19 protein-coding genes, 4 pseudogenes and 1 other annotated feature are annotated in these 16,223 nt (G+C 52.6%); of the genes and pseudogenes, 10 read left to right on the top strand and 13 right to left on the bottom strand.

The features are described 5' to 3' along the window. Window positions 1-60 precede the first annotated feature (60 nt). Both DS739_RS13720 and DS739_RS13715 read left to right on the top strand, forming a co-directional pair. Entirely contained in the window at window positions 61-876 is an 816-nt protein-coding gene (locus DS739_RS13720) for a hypothetical protein (RefSeq protein WP_006115558.1), read from the top strand. A 12-nt stretch (window positions 877-888) separates the two neighbouring features. Beyond that, a complete protein-coding gene (locus tag DS739_RS13715) occupies window positions 889-1,293 on the top strand; it encodes a hypothetical protein (protein WP_006115557.1) in 405 nt (134 codons plus the stop codon). Window positions 1,294-1,349: 56 nt separating this feature from the next. On the opposite strand, the gene DS739_RS13710 is transcribed toward DS739_RS13715, so the two are convergent. From DS739_RS13710 to DS739_RS13680, 7 genes and pseudogenes are all read right to left on the bottom strand, one after another. Then, the gene (locus DS739_RS13710) at window positions 1,350-1,649 is read right to left on the bottom strand and encodes a hypothetical protein (protein ID WP_232517490.1); all 300 of its coding nucleotides are present in this window, start codon (window positions 1,647-1,649) and stop codon (window positions 1,350-1,352) included. Window positions 1,650-1,699: 50 nt separating this feature from the next. Further along, window positions 1,700-1,900: a hypothetical protein gene (locus DS739_RS13705; protein WP_012813212.1), complete on the bottom strand. Its 201-nt coding sequence runs from the start codon at window positions 1,898-1,900 to the stop codon at window positions 1,700-1,702. Window positions 1,901-1,956: 56 nt separating this feature from the next. Further along, the gene (gene mazF / locus DS739_RS13700; RefSeq protein ID WP_012813213.1) at window positions 1,957-2,286 is read right to left on the bottom strand and encodes an endoribonuclease MazF; all 330 of its coding nucleotides are present in this window, start codon (window positions 2,284-2,286) and stop codon (window positions 1,957-1,959) included. 1 nt (window position 2,287) lies between these two features. After that, a complete protein-coding gene (locus DS739_RS13695) occupies window positions 2,288-2,542 on the bottom strand; it encodes an AbrB/MazE/SpoVT family DNA-binding domain-containing protein (RefSeq protein ID WP_006115554.1) in 255 nt (84 codons plus the stop codon). Window positions 2,543-2,643: 101 nt separating this feature from the next. After that, window positions 2,644-2,949: pseudogene (locus tag DS739_RS13690) on the bottom strand (PIN domain-containing protein); the annotation flags it as partial. Beyond that, window positions 2,946-3,218: an antitoxin gene (locus DS739_RS13685; RefSeq protein ID WP_006115552.1), complete on the bottom strand. Its 273-nt coding sequence runs from the start codon at window positions 3,216-3,218 to the stop codon at window positions 2,946-2,948. The gene DS739_RS13685 and the pseudogene DS739_RS13690, both read right to left, overlap by 4 nt. Window positions 3,219-3,290: 72 nt before the next feature. After that, complete coding sequence (locus tag DS739_RS13680) at window positions 3,291-3,548, bottom strand: hypothetical protein (protein WP_157666436.1); 258 nt, start codon at window positions 3,546-3,548, stop codon at window positions 3,291-3,293. A gap of 60 nt (window positions 3,549-3,608) precedes the next feature. Here DS739_RS13680 and DS739_RS13675 point away from each other — a divergent pair, with 60 nt between their 5' ends. The 4 genes from DS739_RS13675 to DS739_RS13655 all read left to right on the top strand — a co-directional run bounded on the left by DS739_RS13675 (window position 3,609) and on the right by DS739_RS13655 (window position 7,595). Beyond that, the gene (locus DS739_RS13675; RefSeq protein WP_035350857.1) at window positions 3,609-4,568 is read left to right on the top strand and encodes an IS481 family transposase; all 960 of its coding nucleotides are present in this window, start codon (window positions 3,609-3,611) and stop codon (window positions 4,566-4,568) included. 435 nt (window positions 4,569-5,003) lie between these two features. Further along, complete coding sequence (locus tag DS739_RS13665) at window positions 5,004-6,437, top strand: cytochrome ubiquinol oxidase subunit I (RefSeq protein WP_006115551.1); 1,434 nt, start codon at window positions 5,004-5,006, stop codon at window positions 6,435-6,437. Window positions 6,438-6,439: 2 nt separating this feature from the next. Next, the gene (gene cydB, locus DS739_RS13660; RefSeq protein ID WP_006115550.1) at window positions 6,440-7,459 is read left to right on the top strand and encodes a cytochrome d ubiquinol oxidase subunit II; all 1,020 of its coding nucleotides are present in this window, start codon (window positions 6,440-6,442) and stop codon (window positions 7,457-7,459) included. Continuing rightward, entirely contained in the window at window positions 7,446-7,595 is a 150-nt protein-coding gene (locus DS739_RS13655) for a DUF2474 domain-containing protein (protein WP_007397858.1), read from the top strand. Before cydB ends, DS739_RS13655 begins: the two co-directional genes overlap by 14 nt. Before the next feature lie 66 nt (window positions 7,596-7,661). Here the strand turns inward: DS739_RS13655 and DS739_RS13650 are convergent, their stop codons facing one another. Together DS739_RS13650 and DS739_RS13645 are read right to left on the bottom strand one after the other, a co-directional pair. Further along, window positions 7,662-8,426: a type IV secretory system conjugative DNA transfer family protein gene (locus DS739_RS13650; protein ID WP_006115549.1), complete on the bottom strand. Its 765-nt coding sequence runs from the start codon at window positions 8,424-8,426 to the stop codon at window positions 7,662-7,664. 56 nt (window positions 8,427-8,482) lie between these two features. Further along, a protein-coding gene (locus DS739_RS13645) for an IS3 family transposase (protein ID WP_369870815.1) occupies window positions 8,483-9,528 on the bottom strand; the annotation gives its coding sequence in 2 pieces (ribosomal slippage) (window positions 8,483-9,318 and window positions 9,318-9,528; 1,047 coding nt in all). On the opposite strand from DS739_RS13645, the gene DS739_RS13640 reads away from it, so the two are divergent. Further along, window positions 9,512-10,308, top strand: a protein-coding gene (locus tag DS739_RS13640; RefSeq protein ID WP_082779839.1) for an IS5 family transposase whose coding sequence is annotated in 2 segments (ribosomal slippage) — window positions 9,512-9,851 and window positions 9,851-10,308 — 798 coding nt in all. Because the reading frame shifts where the segments join, the coding sequence is not laid out codon by codon here. The two genes, DS739_RS13645 and DS739_RS13640, sit on opposite strands and share 17 nt — an antisense overlap. Window positions 10,309-10,316: 8 nt before the next feature. On the opposite strand, the pseudogene DS739_RS14680 reads toward DS739_RS13640, so the two are convergent. Next, window positions 10,317-10,415 (bottom strand): annotated as a pseudogene (locus DS739_RS14680) (transposase); the annotation flags it as partial. A 124-nt stretch (window positions 10,416-10,539) separates the two neighbouring features. Between DS739_RS14680 and DS739_RS14675 the strand changes: the two are divergent. After that, window positions 10,540-10,802 (top strand): annotated as a pseudogene (locus DS739_RS14675) (recombinase family protein); the annotation flags it as partial. 60 nt (window positions 10,803-10,862) lie between these two features. Then, window positions 10,863-11,018 carry a helix-turn-helix domain-containing protein gene (locus DS739_RS14670; RefSeq protein ID WP_012813215.1) on the top strand — a complete coding sequence of 52 codons (156 nt, stop codon included), beginning with the start codon at window positions 10,863-10,865 and terminating at the stop codon, window positions 11,016-11,018. 313 nt (window positions 11,019-11,331) lie between these two features. Here DS739_RS14670 and DS739_RS13625 read toward each other — a convergent pair whose 3' ends face one another. Then, the gene (locus tag DS739_RS13625; RefSeq protein WP_003631418.1) at window positions 11,332-12,105 is read right to left on the bottom strand and encodes a TSUP family transporter; all 774 of its coding nucleotides are present in this window, start codon (window positions 12,103-12,105) and stop codon (window positions 11,332-11,334) included. Window positions 12,106-12,296: 191 nt separating this feature from the next. Here DS739_RS13625 and DS739_RS13620 point away from each other — a divergent pair. Further along, window positions 12,297-13,244: pseudogene (locus DS739_RS13620) on the top strand (IS701 family transposase); the annotation flags it as partial. Here the strand turns inward: DS739_RS13620 and DS739_RS13615 are convergent. Further along, window positions 13,245-14,455, bottom strand: a protein-coding gene (locus tag DS739_RS13615; RefSeq protein WP_096884248.1) for an IS3 family transposase whose coding sequence is annotated in 2 segments (ribosomal slippage) — window positions 13,245-14,170 and window positions 14,170-14,455 — 1,212 coding nt in all. Because the reading frame shifts where the segments join, the coding sequence is not laid out codon by codon here. It abuts the pseudogene before it with no gap. Next, window positions 14,061-14,177, bottom strand: a sequence feature (AL1L pseudoknot). (Overlaps the previous gene by 117 nt.) 146 nt (window positions 14,456-14,601) lie before the next feature. After that, on the bottom strand, window positions 14,602-16,098 hold the full coding sequence (locus tag DS739_RS13605) for an outer membrane beta-barrel protein (protein WP_006117388.1): 1,497 nt from the start codon (window positions 16,096-16,098) through the stop codon (window positions 14,602-14,604). Window positions 16,099-16,223 lie beyond the last annotated feature (125 nt).

Genomic DNA, 16,223 nt, shown 5'->3' with positions numbered 1-16,223 from the left:
TCTTTTTTCAATTCCGTCGCATGATGGTCTGGGAAAATCACTGCATCGCAATCAAGGGAGATGCTCGTGAAAAAGAGACGATCCACTCGTCACAGATGGAAGGTCCTGCCAGCGCTTGGCTGTTCCTTTCTTATTTATCCTGCATTGGCGCAAACCGTCAATGTCCCGGCTGGCCTCCCGCCCACGGTCAATGCAACCTATCAGGAAGTTGGTATGGGTGGCTGGACACCGCCAACCTCTTCTACCACCCAGCAGATCAGTGGAAGCGGCTCCGTGGTCTCAACAACCACAACATCGTCTGATAGCGGCACAGACGCGCTCCAATCAATGTATTCCCAGTCATGGGGATATGCTGCCGCCCAGAATGCCAGCGCCCTTGGTGTTAATCCTGACGCTCTGGCGGCAACCTGCGTCGTGGAGTCAGGATGCCGCAACGTTTATACAGCAAACAGTAATTCATCCATTACTGGTGCGTTTCAAATGTCGAACGGCACATACAATGAAGCTCTTCAGAAAGCGTTGGCTTCCAACCCTAGTCTAGCCTCCACCATCACCAACACGGGAATATCTGGCCAGCAGGATCCTGCCACGCAGGCAGTTGCAGCAGCACAGTATCTCAAGGATGCGGCAACCACGCTACAAAACGCGGGAATTAGCAACCCGACAGCTCTTGACGCACGTGCGTATTACAATTTTGGTCCTACTGCTGGACAAGCAATCGCACGTGCAACTGACGATACGCCGATGTCAGAATTTGTCTCCGCTTCACACATGGCCAGCAACGGCATTTCATCAAACGAGACCGTCGGCCAATGGCGGGCTAATGTGGCTTCGAAAATGGGTTCGGCAGCTTCATCTCCAATATTAAGCTCATAAAAAGGAAAACAGATGTTTTTTCGTAAATTGTCATTTGCTGCATTCGCTGGAATGAGTCTGGCCTGTGTATCTTCACACGCTCTCGCTGCCGGCCCTAAACCGGTAAAACCTTTGCAAGGCTACAAATGCTTAGCAATTGATGCGCCTGATAGCGTGATGATGGATTTCAATAATCCAATTCCTCTTCGCTCAGCGCCCAATGATCATGCTCCAGTTATTGCTCCAGCGTCAGCAATTCTTGCTGTTAATGACCCGGAACAATTAGATAATGGTTATGTGAAAAGCATGAATTTCGCATTCAAACCAGGCTGGGTACCAACGAAATGGCTTAAAGAATATTCAGAGGTCCATCCTGGAAACACTTGCGCACCATATATCATGAATGATGGAAAGCTCGGTTTCAAATTTGGACATTAAGGACAACGTTTCATCATTCTGATAGATACAGGGAAGCCGCCAACTGGCGGCTTTCTTTATGCTTGAAATTCTGACTTCTCTTTCACGAACTCCCGAAATATCGGATCATTGATCCGCCTACGTGGTGAAGGCCGTGCCAGAAAAGCCGCTTCCAGATCAAGCAGCCACGCGGAAATGTCTGGAGGCAATGCGGATGTCCCGGCGAGGGCACGGCGTAACTGAGTGTGATGTGTGTCACATCTCTCGGCTGCGAGACGTTCTGACCAACCCAACACCATAAGGCACTGGAACAGACGGCGCCCGGAAAGGCGTATTTCCGGGCGATCGGAAGATAAGGCATTTTTGCTCGTTGTCATACATGGATGCTGCCTGTCCATGATGCGACGAGCGCACATTCAAATGGATTTTATCCCTGAATTAGAAAGGCCCGCAGCAGACGCTTCCAGAACGGCACACCTTCAGCCTTCCATGTACGCTGAAGCTGCCGATCGGCTGCAAGGGTGTCCCACAGCAAAGGAGAAACGGACAGCTTCTCCCTTCGGCTTGCCCCTTCTCGACGTTGGCGCTTGCGTTCTTTGCGGATCATAATCGCGCGGGCAAGATTCATGGGTTGTTATCTTTCAACGTGGGGCATTGTTTTTGTTATGATCCATGGCGATTTTCTTATCTGCCTATCAGTGCACGGGCTTTTGCCCGAATTTCCGATAGCTCTACCTCAGACACGCGCCCTTTGCTCTTCGCACCCCGCGCCCGCCAATCGAAAGACTTTACCTGATCCGCGAGCACCGCACTCGGTCGATCAGTGTCGATTGCAACTTCAAAAGGATAGCCCTTCAGCTTGGTCGTCAGTGGACAACACAGCATCAGACCAATCCGATTATAAGCCGCCGATGACAAAACGACTGCGGGTCGATGTCCCGCCTGCTCGTGTCCGATTTGTGGTGAAAAATCGAGCCACACGATTTCGCCAGCATCGGGTACGTAGGCAACCATGTCAGAGGAGTTCGCGGCCAACAGGCGCTCCGAAGTCCACTTCAGGATGAATATTCTCCGGGGTGATCCCAGCCAACAAATCCGCCAGATCGTATTCTACGACTGTGAGCGGCTCAATGACAATGCGTCCGCTTTCCTCGCGCACATCCACTGGCTGATCCAACGTCAATCCAGCAGCTGCCAATACTGAAGCAGGGATACGAATGGATGCACTATTCCCCCATTTTTTTACCACAGCCTTCATTGCGCCCTCCATGCCAAATTAACTCAGTCGATACTATATGAGTGCGATTTAATGTGTCAACTTCGTATCAACATCATTCTTTATTTGGATCCCTTACCCTCATCTATCAATCACGCAAAAAGCTTCTCAAGCATGCCGATTGTCTGCCCTGCCGCCTCGAGTTCGGCGCGGATGCCACCGTATTCACAGTCGGCAGGAATATCGAGTGGCAGCACAGGGATAAACGCCAACACGCTTTCGACCCGGTTCAAGAGCTTTTCGGAGCCTTTTTTGGCGCATCCATAGCGTAATTCTGCGGCCACGATGATGCTGGTGCAAAGATCACCTGGGTCAATATGCTCAATGCGTTGCGCACAGGAGCCGGAAGGATTGCGCACGAGATCGCTGATGATGTTTGTATCAAGAAGGTAGATGCTCACAGGATATCTTCTGGTCTGGCGGCAACATCCTGAATATCGGGAAAATCGTCTTCGGGAGGCAGCTGCGGCTCTTCACGCCATGCCATGAGAAGCTCCTTCAGCGTGGAAGGCGTCTTCACAGGCTCCAGAACGAGTTTGTCACCGTCACGGCGGATCAGCACACGATCTCCCGGCATTTCAAATTCGACCGGAATCCGCACGGCCTGACTGCGATTATTCCGAAAGAGTTTTACTTCGCGCGGTCTGGGGGTCACTTCAGGAACTGGCATAGGGGCCTCCTACGTGTATATTCCATAATGTCTATGCCCGACTGTCAAAACTCAAGACATTTGATTGTCCTCTCAGAGATGCCCGACTGTCCTACCGTCCCGACCACGCATGTAGTGCATCATATAGTCAGCACCAGCGATGGAGAGTGGCGCTGCCAGCCCCTGCAACCCTTCGATACGGGCTTCGTCACGACGCGCAGCAATGCAAGCCAGTGCGCCTGATCTGGAGAAAAGCCGGAAAGCATCATCCTCTCGCAACTGGAAGCGCAAAGGGACAAGGTCAGCCAGACCACGGGCGACATCATGAGGCGTGGGGTTATGCTCTGGCACTAGGTGTTTAGTCCCGGGGTTTGATGGTGTGATATTTTCACGAGAGTGGAAGGAAGCATTATGGGACAGATACGTCATGGGAGCGCCACGACCACGCACGCCGTGCGAGCAGCAATACAGCGATCGCAGGCTTCGCTCGCGGCGCTGAGCGAGGAGTTCGGGATCAACCCGAAGACAGTGGCTAAATGGCGGAAGCGACAGAGTGTCGAAGATCAGAAGACAGGTCCTAAAGAGCCGCGCTCAACGGTCCTGTCCGAGACGGACGAAGCGATGATCGTGGCCTTTCGCCGGCATACGTTGCTGCCGCTGGATGACTGCCTTTATGCCCTGCAGGCCAGCATTCCCTATCTGACACGCTCGGCCCTGCATCGCTGCCTTCAGCGTCACGGGATTTCACGACTGCCGGACATGGAGGGGGACAAAGCCAAACGCCAGCGCTTCAAACGCTACCCGATCGGGTTCTTTCATCTCGACATAGCGGAAGTCCAGACCGCTGAAGGCAAGCTGTACCTCTTCGTTGCCATTGACCGGACAAGCAAATTCGCTGTCACACAACTGGTCGAGAAAGCTGATCGGAAGACGGCCTGGGAATTCCTCGAACATCTCCTGAGCATCATCCCTTACCGGATCCACACCATCCTGACCGACAATGGGATCCAGTTCGCTGACCAACCCCGTAATCGCAATACGGCCTGGTCGCGTCCCATGCGCTTCGACATGATCTGCGAAGCCCACGGGATCGAACATCGTCTGACGAAACCCAATCATCCCTGGACGAACGGTCAGGTTGAGCGGATGAACCGGACAATCAAGGAAGCAACCGTCAAACGCTTCCATTACGACAGTCATGAGCAGTTGAGAACACACCTCAACGACTTCATGGCAGCCTATAATTTTGGGCGAAGGCTCAAGACCCTCAGTGGCCTCACGCCTTACGAATACGTCTGCAAAATATGGACTTCAGAGCCAGAAAGATTCATCATCAATCCAACCCATCAAACCCCGGGACCAAACACCTAACTCCGGTGTAAAAGTCATACCTTCTTCCGAGGAAATGATCGGACGGGTCAATCAGGCACTCGGTCGCTGGATTGGTCTTAAGGAAGTCCACTTCGTCAGACATCTGCCCACGACTGTCTCAGGAAAGATCACGCGGAAACTCCTGTTGGTATCTTAACGTTATCAGTCTCGTATAAGATCATTTTTATGAAAAAATGGCGAACTCATACCAGACAATCCGAAGACTCTGCACTTATCAATATGTCATGGTTGAAGGATTATTAGAAAGATGACTGTATGATAACCAAAGACGTTTCCAAAACCAAAACGGAACAGATATACACGCCTATCAGGCAGTGCGAATATTATAACAATAAAACCGTCTGACAGTCTGTCATTTATGGAAATTTTACGTTTCTTATAAATGCGGCTGGATCACGATTTGGGGAATTACCCATGCAACCATCTCACGATATCGCGCTGCTTCTGGCACGCTTCCAGTTCGCCTTTACCGTAGGCGTTCATATTGTTTTTCCCGCCTTCTCAATCGGACTGGCTGCCTATCTGGCCGTGCTGGAAGGATTATGGCTTAAAACCAGGCGGTCAGCTTATCTCGACCTCTACCGATACTGGATCAAGATATTCTCGATCGTCTTTGGCATGGGCGTCGTCTCCGGGCTGGTCATGTCGTATGAATTCGGCACGAACTGGTCGGTCTTCTCCCGGAAAGCCGGCCCTATTACAGGTGTTCTCCTATCGTATGAAGTCATGACAGCCTTCTTTCTCGAGGCGGGCTTCCTCGGGGTCATGCTCTTTGGCATGAACAAAGTAGGACGCGGCCTGCATTATGCAGCAACATGCTGTGTCTCGGTCGGTACACTCATCTCGATGACATGGATCCTAGCGTCAAACTCATGGATGCAGACGCCACAAGGATACACAATTGATGCTGCTACCGGTCGCTTCATACCCGCAGACTGGCTTGCCATTATTTTTAATCCCTCTTTTCCTTTCCGGCTTGTGCATATGGGTCTGGCGGCCTTTCTTTCGGTTGCCTTTATAGTAGGAGCGACAGGGGCGTGGCATCTGCTCAAGGCACGCCGTGCGGGCACACAGGCGAGCGAACCGGTGCGCCTGATGTTTTCCATGGCAATGTGGATGGCTGCCTTCGTTGCCCCGCTACAGGTCCTCGCCGGTGACGCCCATGGGCTGAACACGCTCAAATACCAGCCGGTCAAGATTGCCGCGATGGAAGGGGATTGGGAATCAGAAGCGCGTGCCCCGGAACTGCTGTTCGGTATTCCCAACATGAAAACCGAACATACGGATTATGCTATCAGGCTGCCGCTGGCCGGGTCACTCATCCTGACACATAGCCTGAATGGTAAAGTACCGGGCATGAAGGATTTCCCGCGTGACCAGCGGCCGCCTTCTCCCGTGATCTTCTTTTCCTTCCGCATCATGATCGCGCTGGCGATGCTGATGGTTCTTGTCGGGTTCTGGTCGCTCTGGTTAAGGCGCAGAGGAACCCTGTTTAGCAGTCCAGGATTTCATCGGGTCGCCGTATGCATGGCGCCCACCGGTTTCATCGCATTGTTGTGCGGCTGGGTTACGACCGAGGTCGGCCGTCAGCCCTGGACCGTCTACGGTCTGCTCAGGACATCCGACAGTGTTTCCCCAATCGCCCTGTCCAATATGGCGCTGACGATGACCGTCTTTGTTGTGGTCTACGTAATCGTATTCGGATCAGGGATCGGCATTCTGGGCCGCCTGCTGGCACGCGCGCCACAAGAAGGTGAACATGAAACCAGCCCCTCTCACGCCCCGAATATTCTGGCCACAAGCACTCATCCCAAAGTCATCAATCCCTCTTCTGGCGAAGGAGCCTGAACATGATGGACGTCGCATACTGGCTTCCGATCATATGGGCCGTTATTCTGGTCGCTGCGATCACCATCTATGTCATCCTTGATGGCTTTGACCTTGGCATTGGAATGCTGTTCGCCGTAGAGCGGCATGAAGCCCGCAGGGATGTGATGGTCAACACCATCGCCCCTGTATGGGATGGGAACGAAACGTGGATGGTCCTTGGCGGTGCTACGCTCTATGGGGTCTTTCCTGGGGCCTATTCAACACTACTCCCTGCGTTCTACCTGCCGATCGTGCTCATGCTGGTTGCCCTGATCTTCCGTGGTGTGGCCTTTGAATTTCGTATCATGACACGCGGCACTGGACGCGAAAAACTGTGGGACGCTGGCTTCATGGCAGGATCGGGCATCGCGGCCTTCTGTCAGGGCGCAATCCTTGGAGGGGTCGTCCAGGGAATCAAGGTCGTGGACGGGGCTTTTGTTGGCGGTTCACTGGATTGGCTAACCCCATTCAGCGTGCTGTGCGGAGTGGCCGTCATGTGCGGTTATGCCCTACTGGGTGCAACCTGGCTTATCTGGCGTACGACCGATGTGCTGGAAGCCTCCTGCCGGAAATGGGCGAAGCTGCTGGCGATCGGGCTGTTTGTATGTATCGTAGCTGTCAGCCTGTGGACGCCCATGTTGCACGCACCCTACCTGCGGCGCTGGACCGAGTGGCCAAATATCGCATTTGTCGCACCTGTTCCTCTTCTGGTAATCGCACTGGGTTTTCTGCTGACCATCGGTCTGCGCCGTGGACATTCCAAAGGACCTTTCCTGTGTGCTCTCGGATGGTTCTTTCTCTGCCTGTCCGGCCTCGGGATTACGGTGTGGCCATATGCTGTTCCACCCGAGTTGACGCTGTGGGATGTATCATCTCCCCCTTCCAGTCAGTTTTTCCAACTGGTCGGCACCGTCATCTTGTTGCCGATCATCCTGACCTACACGGTTTACTCCTATCGCGTGTTCCGCGGAAAGGTAACGGAAGCAGATGGCTATCATTGAAATCGTACAAGGCAATGGGGACAACGCGCCCCGGCGACTTAGCCAGCGTATCGGCTGGTTCATCGGCATCTGGGCGCTTAGCACAGTAGCGTTATTCGTAAGTGCCTCGCTTGTTCACCTGATCGTACCAAAATGACTAAACCTGTGGTTGTTTTGACAACCACAGGTTCATTTTTCAACATTGATTATACCCTCTCGAACCTCACCCCAAGTGCTTATTAAACCGATTAGCTGCAATCTTTTCCCTGATTTCAGGCCGCCGGAAATAGATCGGCATTCCACAACGCAATGGGCGACCGCCCCGAACCACAACAAACGCTTCATCCACCCGCGCATCATTGAGCAACTCTTCACGGCGGATCAGGGGACGACTAATTTCGTGGTAGCTGGTGTTCGTACCGCGTGAGCGGTTGCCGGCTTCCCACCCCTTTCCCGACGTGCCGGAATTACTACCTTCGGATGTCGCCATGACGCCATACTGACCAAAGGTTTCTTCTAGTTCCTTTGCCGTATCGAGGTCAGAGATCGCAACATATGTCCGATGCGCGGCCGCCTCGTACCATGCCCGCTTTCCCTCGCGCCCCCATTGTTCTTCAAGCTGGCCGACCGACTGGTAAAGTAGCCTCAGAGTGATGCCATATTTCCGGCCTGCATCCCGCGCCGTTGCCATGATTCGCATCCGCCCAAGACGAGCAACCTCATCCAACAGGAAAAGAACCCGATTCTGGATGTTGCCATCTGCCTCATAAACAGCGTTCAACAAGGCTCCAATGATCGTGCGGCCGATTTCTGGTGTATTTTCCAAGGCTCGCAAGGGCAACTGCACGAAAATATCCGTCTTGCCGTCTACCAGGTCAGACGACCGGAAACTATCTCCTGACACGAGATCTGAGAAAGCGGGATTACTGAGCCAGGATTTCTTGTCATCGGCATTGCCATACACGCCGGAGAATGTCTCATCGACCAATCCCTTAAGCGTGCCGGGGTAATCCCCCCATTTTTAGTGGGGCATTGAATGAGAATTCAGGCAGCTGTTTTTAGTTTCTGGGCGGGGGTTAGCCCGCTGTTCCCCATGTTGGGTCTGTCATGGTTATATGTCCAGAGCCATTGTGTTGCGACCTCCTGTACGTCCTGAATGCTTTCAAACAAATACTGCTCCAGCCATTCCTGCCGGACAGTTCTGTTGTAGCGTTCAATATAGGCGTTCTGCTGCGGATTACCCGGTTGCGTATAGATCAGGGTAATCCCCTGTTTTTCGGCCCATGGAACCAACGTATGACTGACATATTCAGGGCCATTATCCATTCGGATGGCTTCTGGCCTGCCACGCCACTCCATAACCTGTTCCAGACAGCGGACAACCCGACAGGCCGGCAGGGAAAAATCAACCTCGATCGCCAGTCCTTCACGATTGAAGTCATCCAGAATGTTCAGGAGCTGAAAAGCACGTCCATCCATCAGCCTGTCCGCCATAAAATCCATGGACCAGACCCTGTTGGGAAGGGCCGGAACCGACAGCTTTTCAGGCTTTTCGCGAACCAGACGCCTGCGGGGTTTAATCCGCAGGTTGAGTTCCAGTTCCCGATAGATCCGATAAACCCGCTTATGATTCCAGAGCTGTCCCTGCACATTGCGCAGATACAGGAAACACAGACCAAATCCCCATCTCCTGTGAGCCTGGGTCAGTCCCACCAGAAGAGCGGCAATCCTGTCGTTCTCCGCTGCCAGTCGCGGACGATAGCGAAAGCAGGTCTCGGATATCCCAAAAATCCGACAGGCCAGCGCAATGCTGACCCCATGATGCGCCACAGCCTGTGCGGCCAGTTCCCGGCGCTGGGCTGGCCGCTTCATTTTTTTCCCAGGGCTTCCTTCAGGATATCCGTCTGCATGCTCAAATCCGCATACATGCGCTTCAGCCGACGGTTCTCCTCTTCCAAAGCCTTCATCTGACTGATCATCAAAGCATCCATGCCGCCATATTTCGCGCGCCACCGGTAAAACGTGGCGTTGCTAGGGCCTGTTAGATCTTGAATTTCTTCCCATATTGTAGGGATGGAAGAAGGAGACAGAACAGGCACCTTTACGGACGAGACATGGGCGATCTGGGAACCTCTGATTGAGGAGGTTCGCCCGAGGGGCAAGACGCCGCCACATGATCTGCGGCGGACGATAGCAGCGATTTTCTGGCGTCATGAGAATGGCGCGAAATGGCGGAGTATCCCCGCTGAACTGGGTCCGTGGTGGCGGGCTGCGCAGCTTTTCATCCGCTGGGCGAAGCTCGGCGTATGGGAGCGGCTGCTCGCACTGGTTCAGGAACAACAGGGAGTGGCATTCGGAATGACTTTTCTGGATGGCACAAACATCAGGGCTCACCACAAAGCGGCGGGAGCCCAAAAAAAGGGGCCTCTTTCGAAGAGCGAGACCATCGTGAAGCACTTGGCCGCTCTCGCGGTGGCTATGGCACAAAAGTCTGCGTGATCGCTGATGGACATGGAAAAGCCTTCGGTTTTGCGCTGGCCCCTGGACAGGCTCATGAACTGCCTCTGGCACCAGCCATGCTCGACAGCCTTCCCGCCACTCCCCTGTGGGTAGTAGCGGACAAGGGCTACGCGTCGAACGCCATGCGTGAACGGATATGGGACATGGGAGCACGGCCAGCCATTCCTGCGAAACGACGCGATGGCCCGGTCGCCTGCCCCAAATGGGCCTATCGGTGTCGGCATCTCGTTGAGAACCTCTGGGCTCGCCTCAAGGAGTGGCGCGCTGTCGCAACCAGATATGAAAAAACAGCAACGTCGTTCCTCGCGGTCATCCACATCGCTGCCGCAGCAGACTGGATCAAGCCCTAACAGGCCCTAATCCCATGCTCCCGGCACAGGTCAGGAACCGGGACACCGCCCTCAGCCTGGCGGATCACACCCATGATCTGGGCGTCAGTAAAGCGATCACTCTTCATCAGAATCTCCTCAATTCTTACGCTGAGAAAATTCTCATTCAAAAGTCACTCTTTTTATGGGGGGATTACCGAACGGCACCCTTAACATCAGGTTAAAACACTCAAAGATTACGGATGCCGTCGAATCTATCGTGAAAAAGCTAGTGGGGCAGATGCAAACCGTGCAGAACTTCAGAAACTCATCGGTAATCTGAAAGAGGGACAATCAATTGTGGTCACTCGCCTTGATCGGCTGGCACGCAGTACGTTTGATTTATTCGCTATAGTTAAAAGTATTACCGAAAAAAAGCTCAGTTTTACTCTTTGGCAGAACCATGGACCGATACAACTACCAGCACGGGTCGGCTTATGCTTGCTGTCCTTGGAGGTTTAGCTGATGTCGAAAGAGATTTAATACGAACGCGCACTTCCGAAGGACGCGCCAGAGCCATCGCGCAAGGGAAAAAGATGGGGCGACCAAGTCTTGTCACCCCGTCACAACGACTTGAAATTATCAAAAAAAGAAAAAATGGCGAAAAATTGGAACAAATTGCAAAAGCTTTCGGCATAAGTTCGGGAACGGTCTATCGGATTGCCTCACAGGCCTTAAAACATAACTCATAAAGAAATTAAGGACCTGATTTCTTCCAATATCGCCATTTTTTTGATTGATATTGGATCATAAATACCTTGCTTTTGATCATTCCCTTTAATGCCCGATTTCAGCACAACTTGGGATTTAAGTTTATTCGAGAATTTGTTATAATATCATAAGCCAAGAGCCTGTCCGCTACCTATGGCGGCTCTTGGTCTGATATCTATTCTATCTTCGCTGTGAACTCTGAACTCGCAAACATCTTCATATCGCATCTTACCGATGCTGAAGGGCGAACGGGATACGAGAGGGGATATTCTCAATATTCATTCACCATTAAGGTTAAAACATTTTCCACAATGGATTATCGGGATTGGCAAGAAGCTTGACCGTAAGGGCCAAGGACATAATAACCAGCAGAGGTCGGATACCTTTGCCGCCATATCTGATTGCCAACCATGCTCCGACCTGGTTTCCAAGAATATTTGCTCCTGCCATTCCAAATCCGAGCATCCATAATACCTTTCCGCCAACAATCATGGCCGTAAGACCCGCGACATTGGTTAAAAGATTGATAAATTTGGTATTTGCAATTGCACGAACTAATCCAAGGCCAGCAAAAGCAACCAAGACAGTTGTTAGAAATGATCCCGTACCAGGACCAAAAAAACCATCATAAAATCCTATGCTGGTCATACATAGTGTAATCCCCATACGTCCAAGGCGAGCGTGGCGATCTTCCCCACTCAAGGGAGGGGCCAATAGAAAATAAGCAGCCATTCCGATTAACAAAAGCGGTACAATTGCTGATAAAAAGATAGGATTTACAAATTGTACGACCGTTGCGCCTGCAAGCGCTCCCAGGAAAGCTCCTATGGCTGGCAAAACAAATTGTCTGATATCGACATGCCCTGCCCTCAAAAAGGTCAGAAAAGCCGAAGAGGTCCCAATCGTGCTTTGCAGTTTATTGGTGGCAAGAGCCGAAACAGGTGGAATACCAGCCGCCATCAAAGCGGGAATTGTCACAAGACCGCCCCCACCCGCAAGAGCATCTATCCCACCAGCCACAAATGCGCTCGATATGAGAAACAGGATTGTATCAAATGTGAATTGCATGGTGAAAAACCAACTCGGACTCAAATATCTCTAATTAAAAAAACCGAATATTCTGAAGGCATCAGCATAGCCCCCCTCTACGATGGAGGAAATAGCGATATCAATGTAATCTGGCTGAATACGATCATCTCCTACCTGACAACTAGCACTACAGTTGCATTTTGTGTTGAGTTCTGAATCTATGGGTAACCATGATTCAGGATATGATGAGTGGCGGTACGTCTGTTGAAGAGACGCTGGAATTATGGGCGCGCTCGCTTCGGTCCGCCAAGGATCGGATGGCGCCGCTGTTCACGCAAAAACGTGTCGTAGATTCGGCCTGTGCTTTTCTTGATGTTTTGATTGGCAATGAACCACGCAAGACGGGATGGATGCGAGCGGAAGCCGCAGGAGATCCTGGTCCATGGCGGCAGCAGGCGCTTCTGGGACGCGGGCACTGGGATGCCGATGCCCTTCGTGACGTCGTCAGGGATTATGTGATTGAGCATCTGGGCACTGAAGAGGGCGTGCTGGTCATTGATGAGACCGGTTTTCTGAAGAAGGGTCAGGCGTCCTGCGGTGTGGGGCGGCAGTATACGGGATCTGCCGGCAAGATCACGAACTGCCAGATTGGTGTGTTTGGCGCTTATGTTTCGGAACGGGGGCATGCCTTTATTGACCGCGCCCTGTATCTCCCGAAAGACTGGACATCAAAGCCTGAGCGTCTGAAGCGGGCCCACGTTCCCGATGACGTGGTGTTTGCAACCAAACCGGCGTTAGCCTCGATGATGATTGAGCGAAGTATTGAGGCCGGTGTGCCGTTCCGCTGGGTTGCAGCAGACAGCGTGTATGGCGTGGGCGACGTAGAACGCACGCTTCGCCGGGCAGGAATTGGATATGTGCTTGGGGTCAAGGGCAATCACTGGTTCGGATCATGGGCAACGGAACCGCTGATTGCCGGAGAGGCGAAAGATATTGCAGCAGGACTGCCAGACCAGGCCTGGCGTCGTCTGTCAGCGGGGCACGGCACAAAAGGTGAGCGACTTTATGACTGGGCGTATCTTCCGCTTGCTGATCTGGATGCTGAAGAATTTGACTGCCCTATAGCCGGACCATGGACTGAATTGCCCCGGGTTTTGTGGAGACGTTTTTTATCTGATTTAAGCGGCTAATGCATGTGATTTCTGTTGTGCATAAAAGCGTGCCTCAGCTTCTGCTGGCGGGATGTTTCCAATGGAGGACAGGAGCCGCCGATTATTGAACCAGTCGACCCATTTAAGTGTTGCCAGTTCAACAGCTTCCCTGTTTTTCCATGGCCCCTGCCGATAGATGAGTTCGGTTTTGTAAAGTCCGTTAATGGTCTCTGCCAAGGCGTTATCATAGGAATCCCCAACACTGCCGACAGAAGCAACGAGCCCCGCTTCAGCCAGTCTTTGCGTGTAGCGAATGGACACATATTGACAGCCGCGGTCGGAATGGTGGGTCACTTTTCCCTCAGGCTGCCTCTGGCACAGAGCCTGCTCAAGGGCATCCAGTACGAAGTCGGTATGAGCCGTTGAGGAGACACGCCAACCCACAATAACCCGTGCAAAGACGTCAATGATGAAGGCCACATAAACAAAGCCCTGCCAAGTGGAAACATACGTGAAATCCGAAACCCACAGTCTGTTGGGGGCAGGAGCATGAAACTGGCGCTGCACCAGATCCTGCGGACACGGACGTTGCGGATCAGGCCGTGTGGTTCTGACCCCCTTGCCACGAATGACGCCTTTCAGCCCCATCCGGCGCATCAGCCGCTCTACCGTGCAGCGGGCGACATCCACGCCTTCACGTCTGAGCTGATGCCAGACCTTGCGCGCTCCATAGACGCAGAAATTATTATTCCACACTCTACGGATGTCATCGCACAGTTCTTTGTCTTTCTGGCTGCGCACACACGGATTTTTCTGTCTGGCAACAGTTGCATAATAGGCAGATGGTGCAATCGACAGAACCCTGCAGATTGACCCGACACCATATGTCTGCCGGTGCTCCTCAATGAAGCGTGTCATGGCTTGAAGATGCGGTCGAGCTCCGCCTGGGCAAAATATGCCGACGCCTTACGCAGGATTTCATTGGCCTGCCGCAATTCGCGGTTCTCTCGCTCCAGTTGCCTGATCTTCTCTCGATCAGGCAGGTCACTCACCGCAGGCGCATTGGCACGTTCATGCAGACGGGTCCATTTTGACAGCGTGTCAGGATGAATATCCAGCTTTGGCGCTATCATCATCACTGCAGACCACCGCGAAGGATGGTTCTTCTCTTCCTCCAGAACCATGCGGGCTGCACGGTCACGAAACTCAGGCGGAAAACGCTTCGATTTATTGCTCATGAATTCTTCTTACCTCACGGGTCTTTCTGTCTCCACAAAACCCGGGGCAATTCACATCCTCAGATGGTCCGTCTTTCGACGAACGCATCAGGCCAGTGCTATCCGCGCTCACTCACGACACAAAATGCAACTGTAGTGCTAAACACCTAGAAAGACCAGGTTGCATCACAGCTGAACCAGAGCATGTTATTTGTGCCGTTATTGACGGTTGGGTTCTGCACGGTTCCGGCCTGGTTGAATGGGTGCGTGCCGTTAAGGGATTTATCCAGCCGGATTTCAGGCCGGATGGTAAAGCCCCCCAGAGCCAGCTTCTTGTTCACGAACTCTGGTCGGTAGGAGACACCCAGCGTCAGTTCGCCATAGGTTGTGGGCAGAGCGTTGTAATAGGGGAATGGCTGGTTGCTGAGTGCTTGCGTGAGGGAGTTGAAGCTGGAATATTCCGTAATCACCCCACCCGTGTTGTCACGGAAGATTTCACCTCGTGCATTGAATGTCAGCCAGGGGTGGATGTCGTAGGAAAAGTAGGTTGTGACACCATAGGCATCATCGCGCAGGGAATCATCGTGCAGATAGGTGCCATCCACGGAAACGGTCATCTTGTCATTGATATGATACGTGGCCATGACATCCGCATTATACTGCATGAGGCTGTTGGCCTGCTTGCCAATGCCCGCACTCACCCACCCTGTGGGGGAGACAATGGTGCGGCCATTGTTGCCCTGCGGCCCAAAGTGCCCGATGGCATGCACATCCAGCTTGCCATCCATCAGCTTGTTCCACGCCAGACCAAAATAGCCCTTGGGCTTGTTGTTGTTGCCCGATGCGCCAAAGGTTGTGGAGTTGCCTGCATCCACCCCCAAAATCCAGTCCATGTGGCGTGTCAGATGCATGGTGGCCAGAATACCCACCGTCTGGAACGGCACGATATAATCGGATGCGTAGTTGTAGGTGTAGAAGGGGCGCGCCAGAGCTGGCGTGCCTTCTGCGCCCATAATGCCATACATCTGGCCGATCTGCACATCAATGCCACGCTTGAAGATCCACGGCAGGTGCACATCCAGATGCGCCTGTGTAGGGGCCCACTGATACAGCCCATGCAGGGAGCCAGAACCCATCCCGATTGTGGGGTCAAACCGCGCATCGGAACCATACATGGCTTCCAGCACAAAGCCGATGCCATACCCACTACCTACAGACGTAACAGGGTGAGACAATGACCCAATAATCTGGTTCAGTGTGACCGTATTCGCCCGATCTGAATAGTACTGCGCAAAGTTGCGTCCTGAGCGTGTCCAGGGGTTGCCTGAAATCCCCGCTTCAATAGAGACGTGCCCTTCCAGCCCTTCCCAATATGTGGGGGTATGACCGGGTTTGACATGGAACAGATTACCCGCCTTAGGCTTCATGGCCTCTTCCTCTTCAGAAAGAGAAGTCACAGGTGGTTCTTCCCCATCTGTTGGGGTGCCTGCGCCCTTTTCTGCCTCTTCTGGCTTAAGGGTTTTGGCAATGTCTCCTACCTGCACCTGTGCCGGCGCAGAAACTTGTGCGTGGGCTGTTGGCATACCTGTTTCACACAAAAATGCAGCGCAACATGATAGCAATACAAATTTGAAGGCACTTCGATCGATCAGGGTCTGTCGCATGTATCACCTACTTTGCACAAAAGAAACATAACGATCCCGAAACATTTGGAGCAAAAAAATCCATCCTTGAAGAATACTTTGTATGCTCTTCATATCAGGAATATTTCACGATTAGGTAATAATAT

The organism is Acetobacter sp. JWB (assembly GCF_003323795.1).
Classification (GTDB): domain Bacteria; phylum Pseudomonadota; class Alphaproteobacteria; order Acetobacterales; family Acetobacteraceae; genus Acetobacter; species Acetobacter oryzifermentans.
This window is presented reverse-complemented; position numbering and strand designations above follow the sequence as displayed.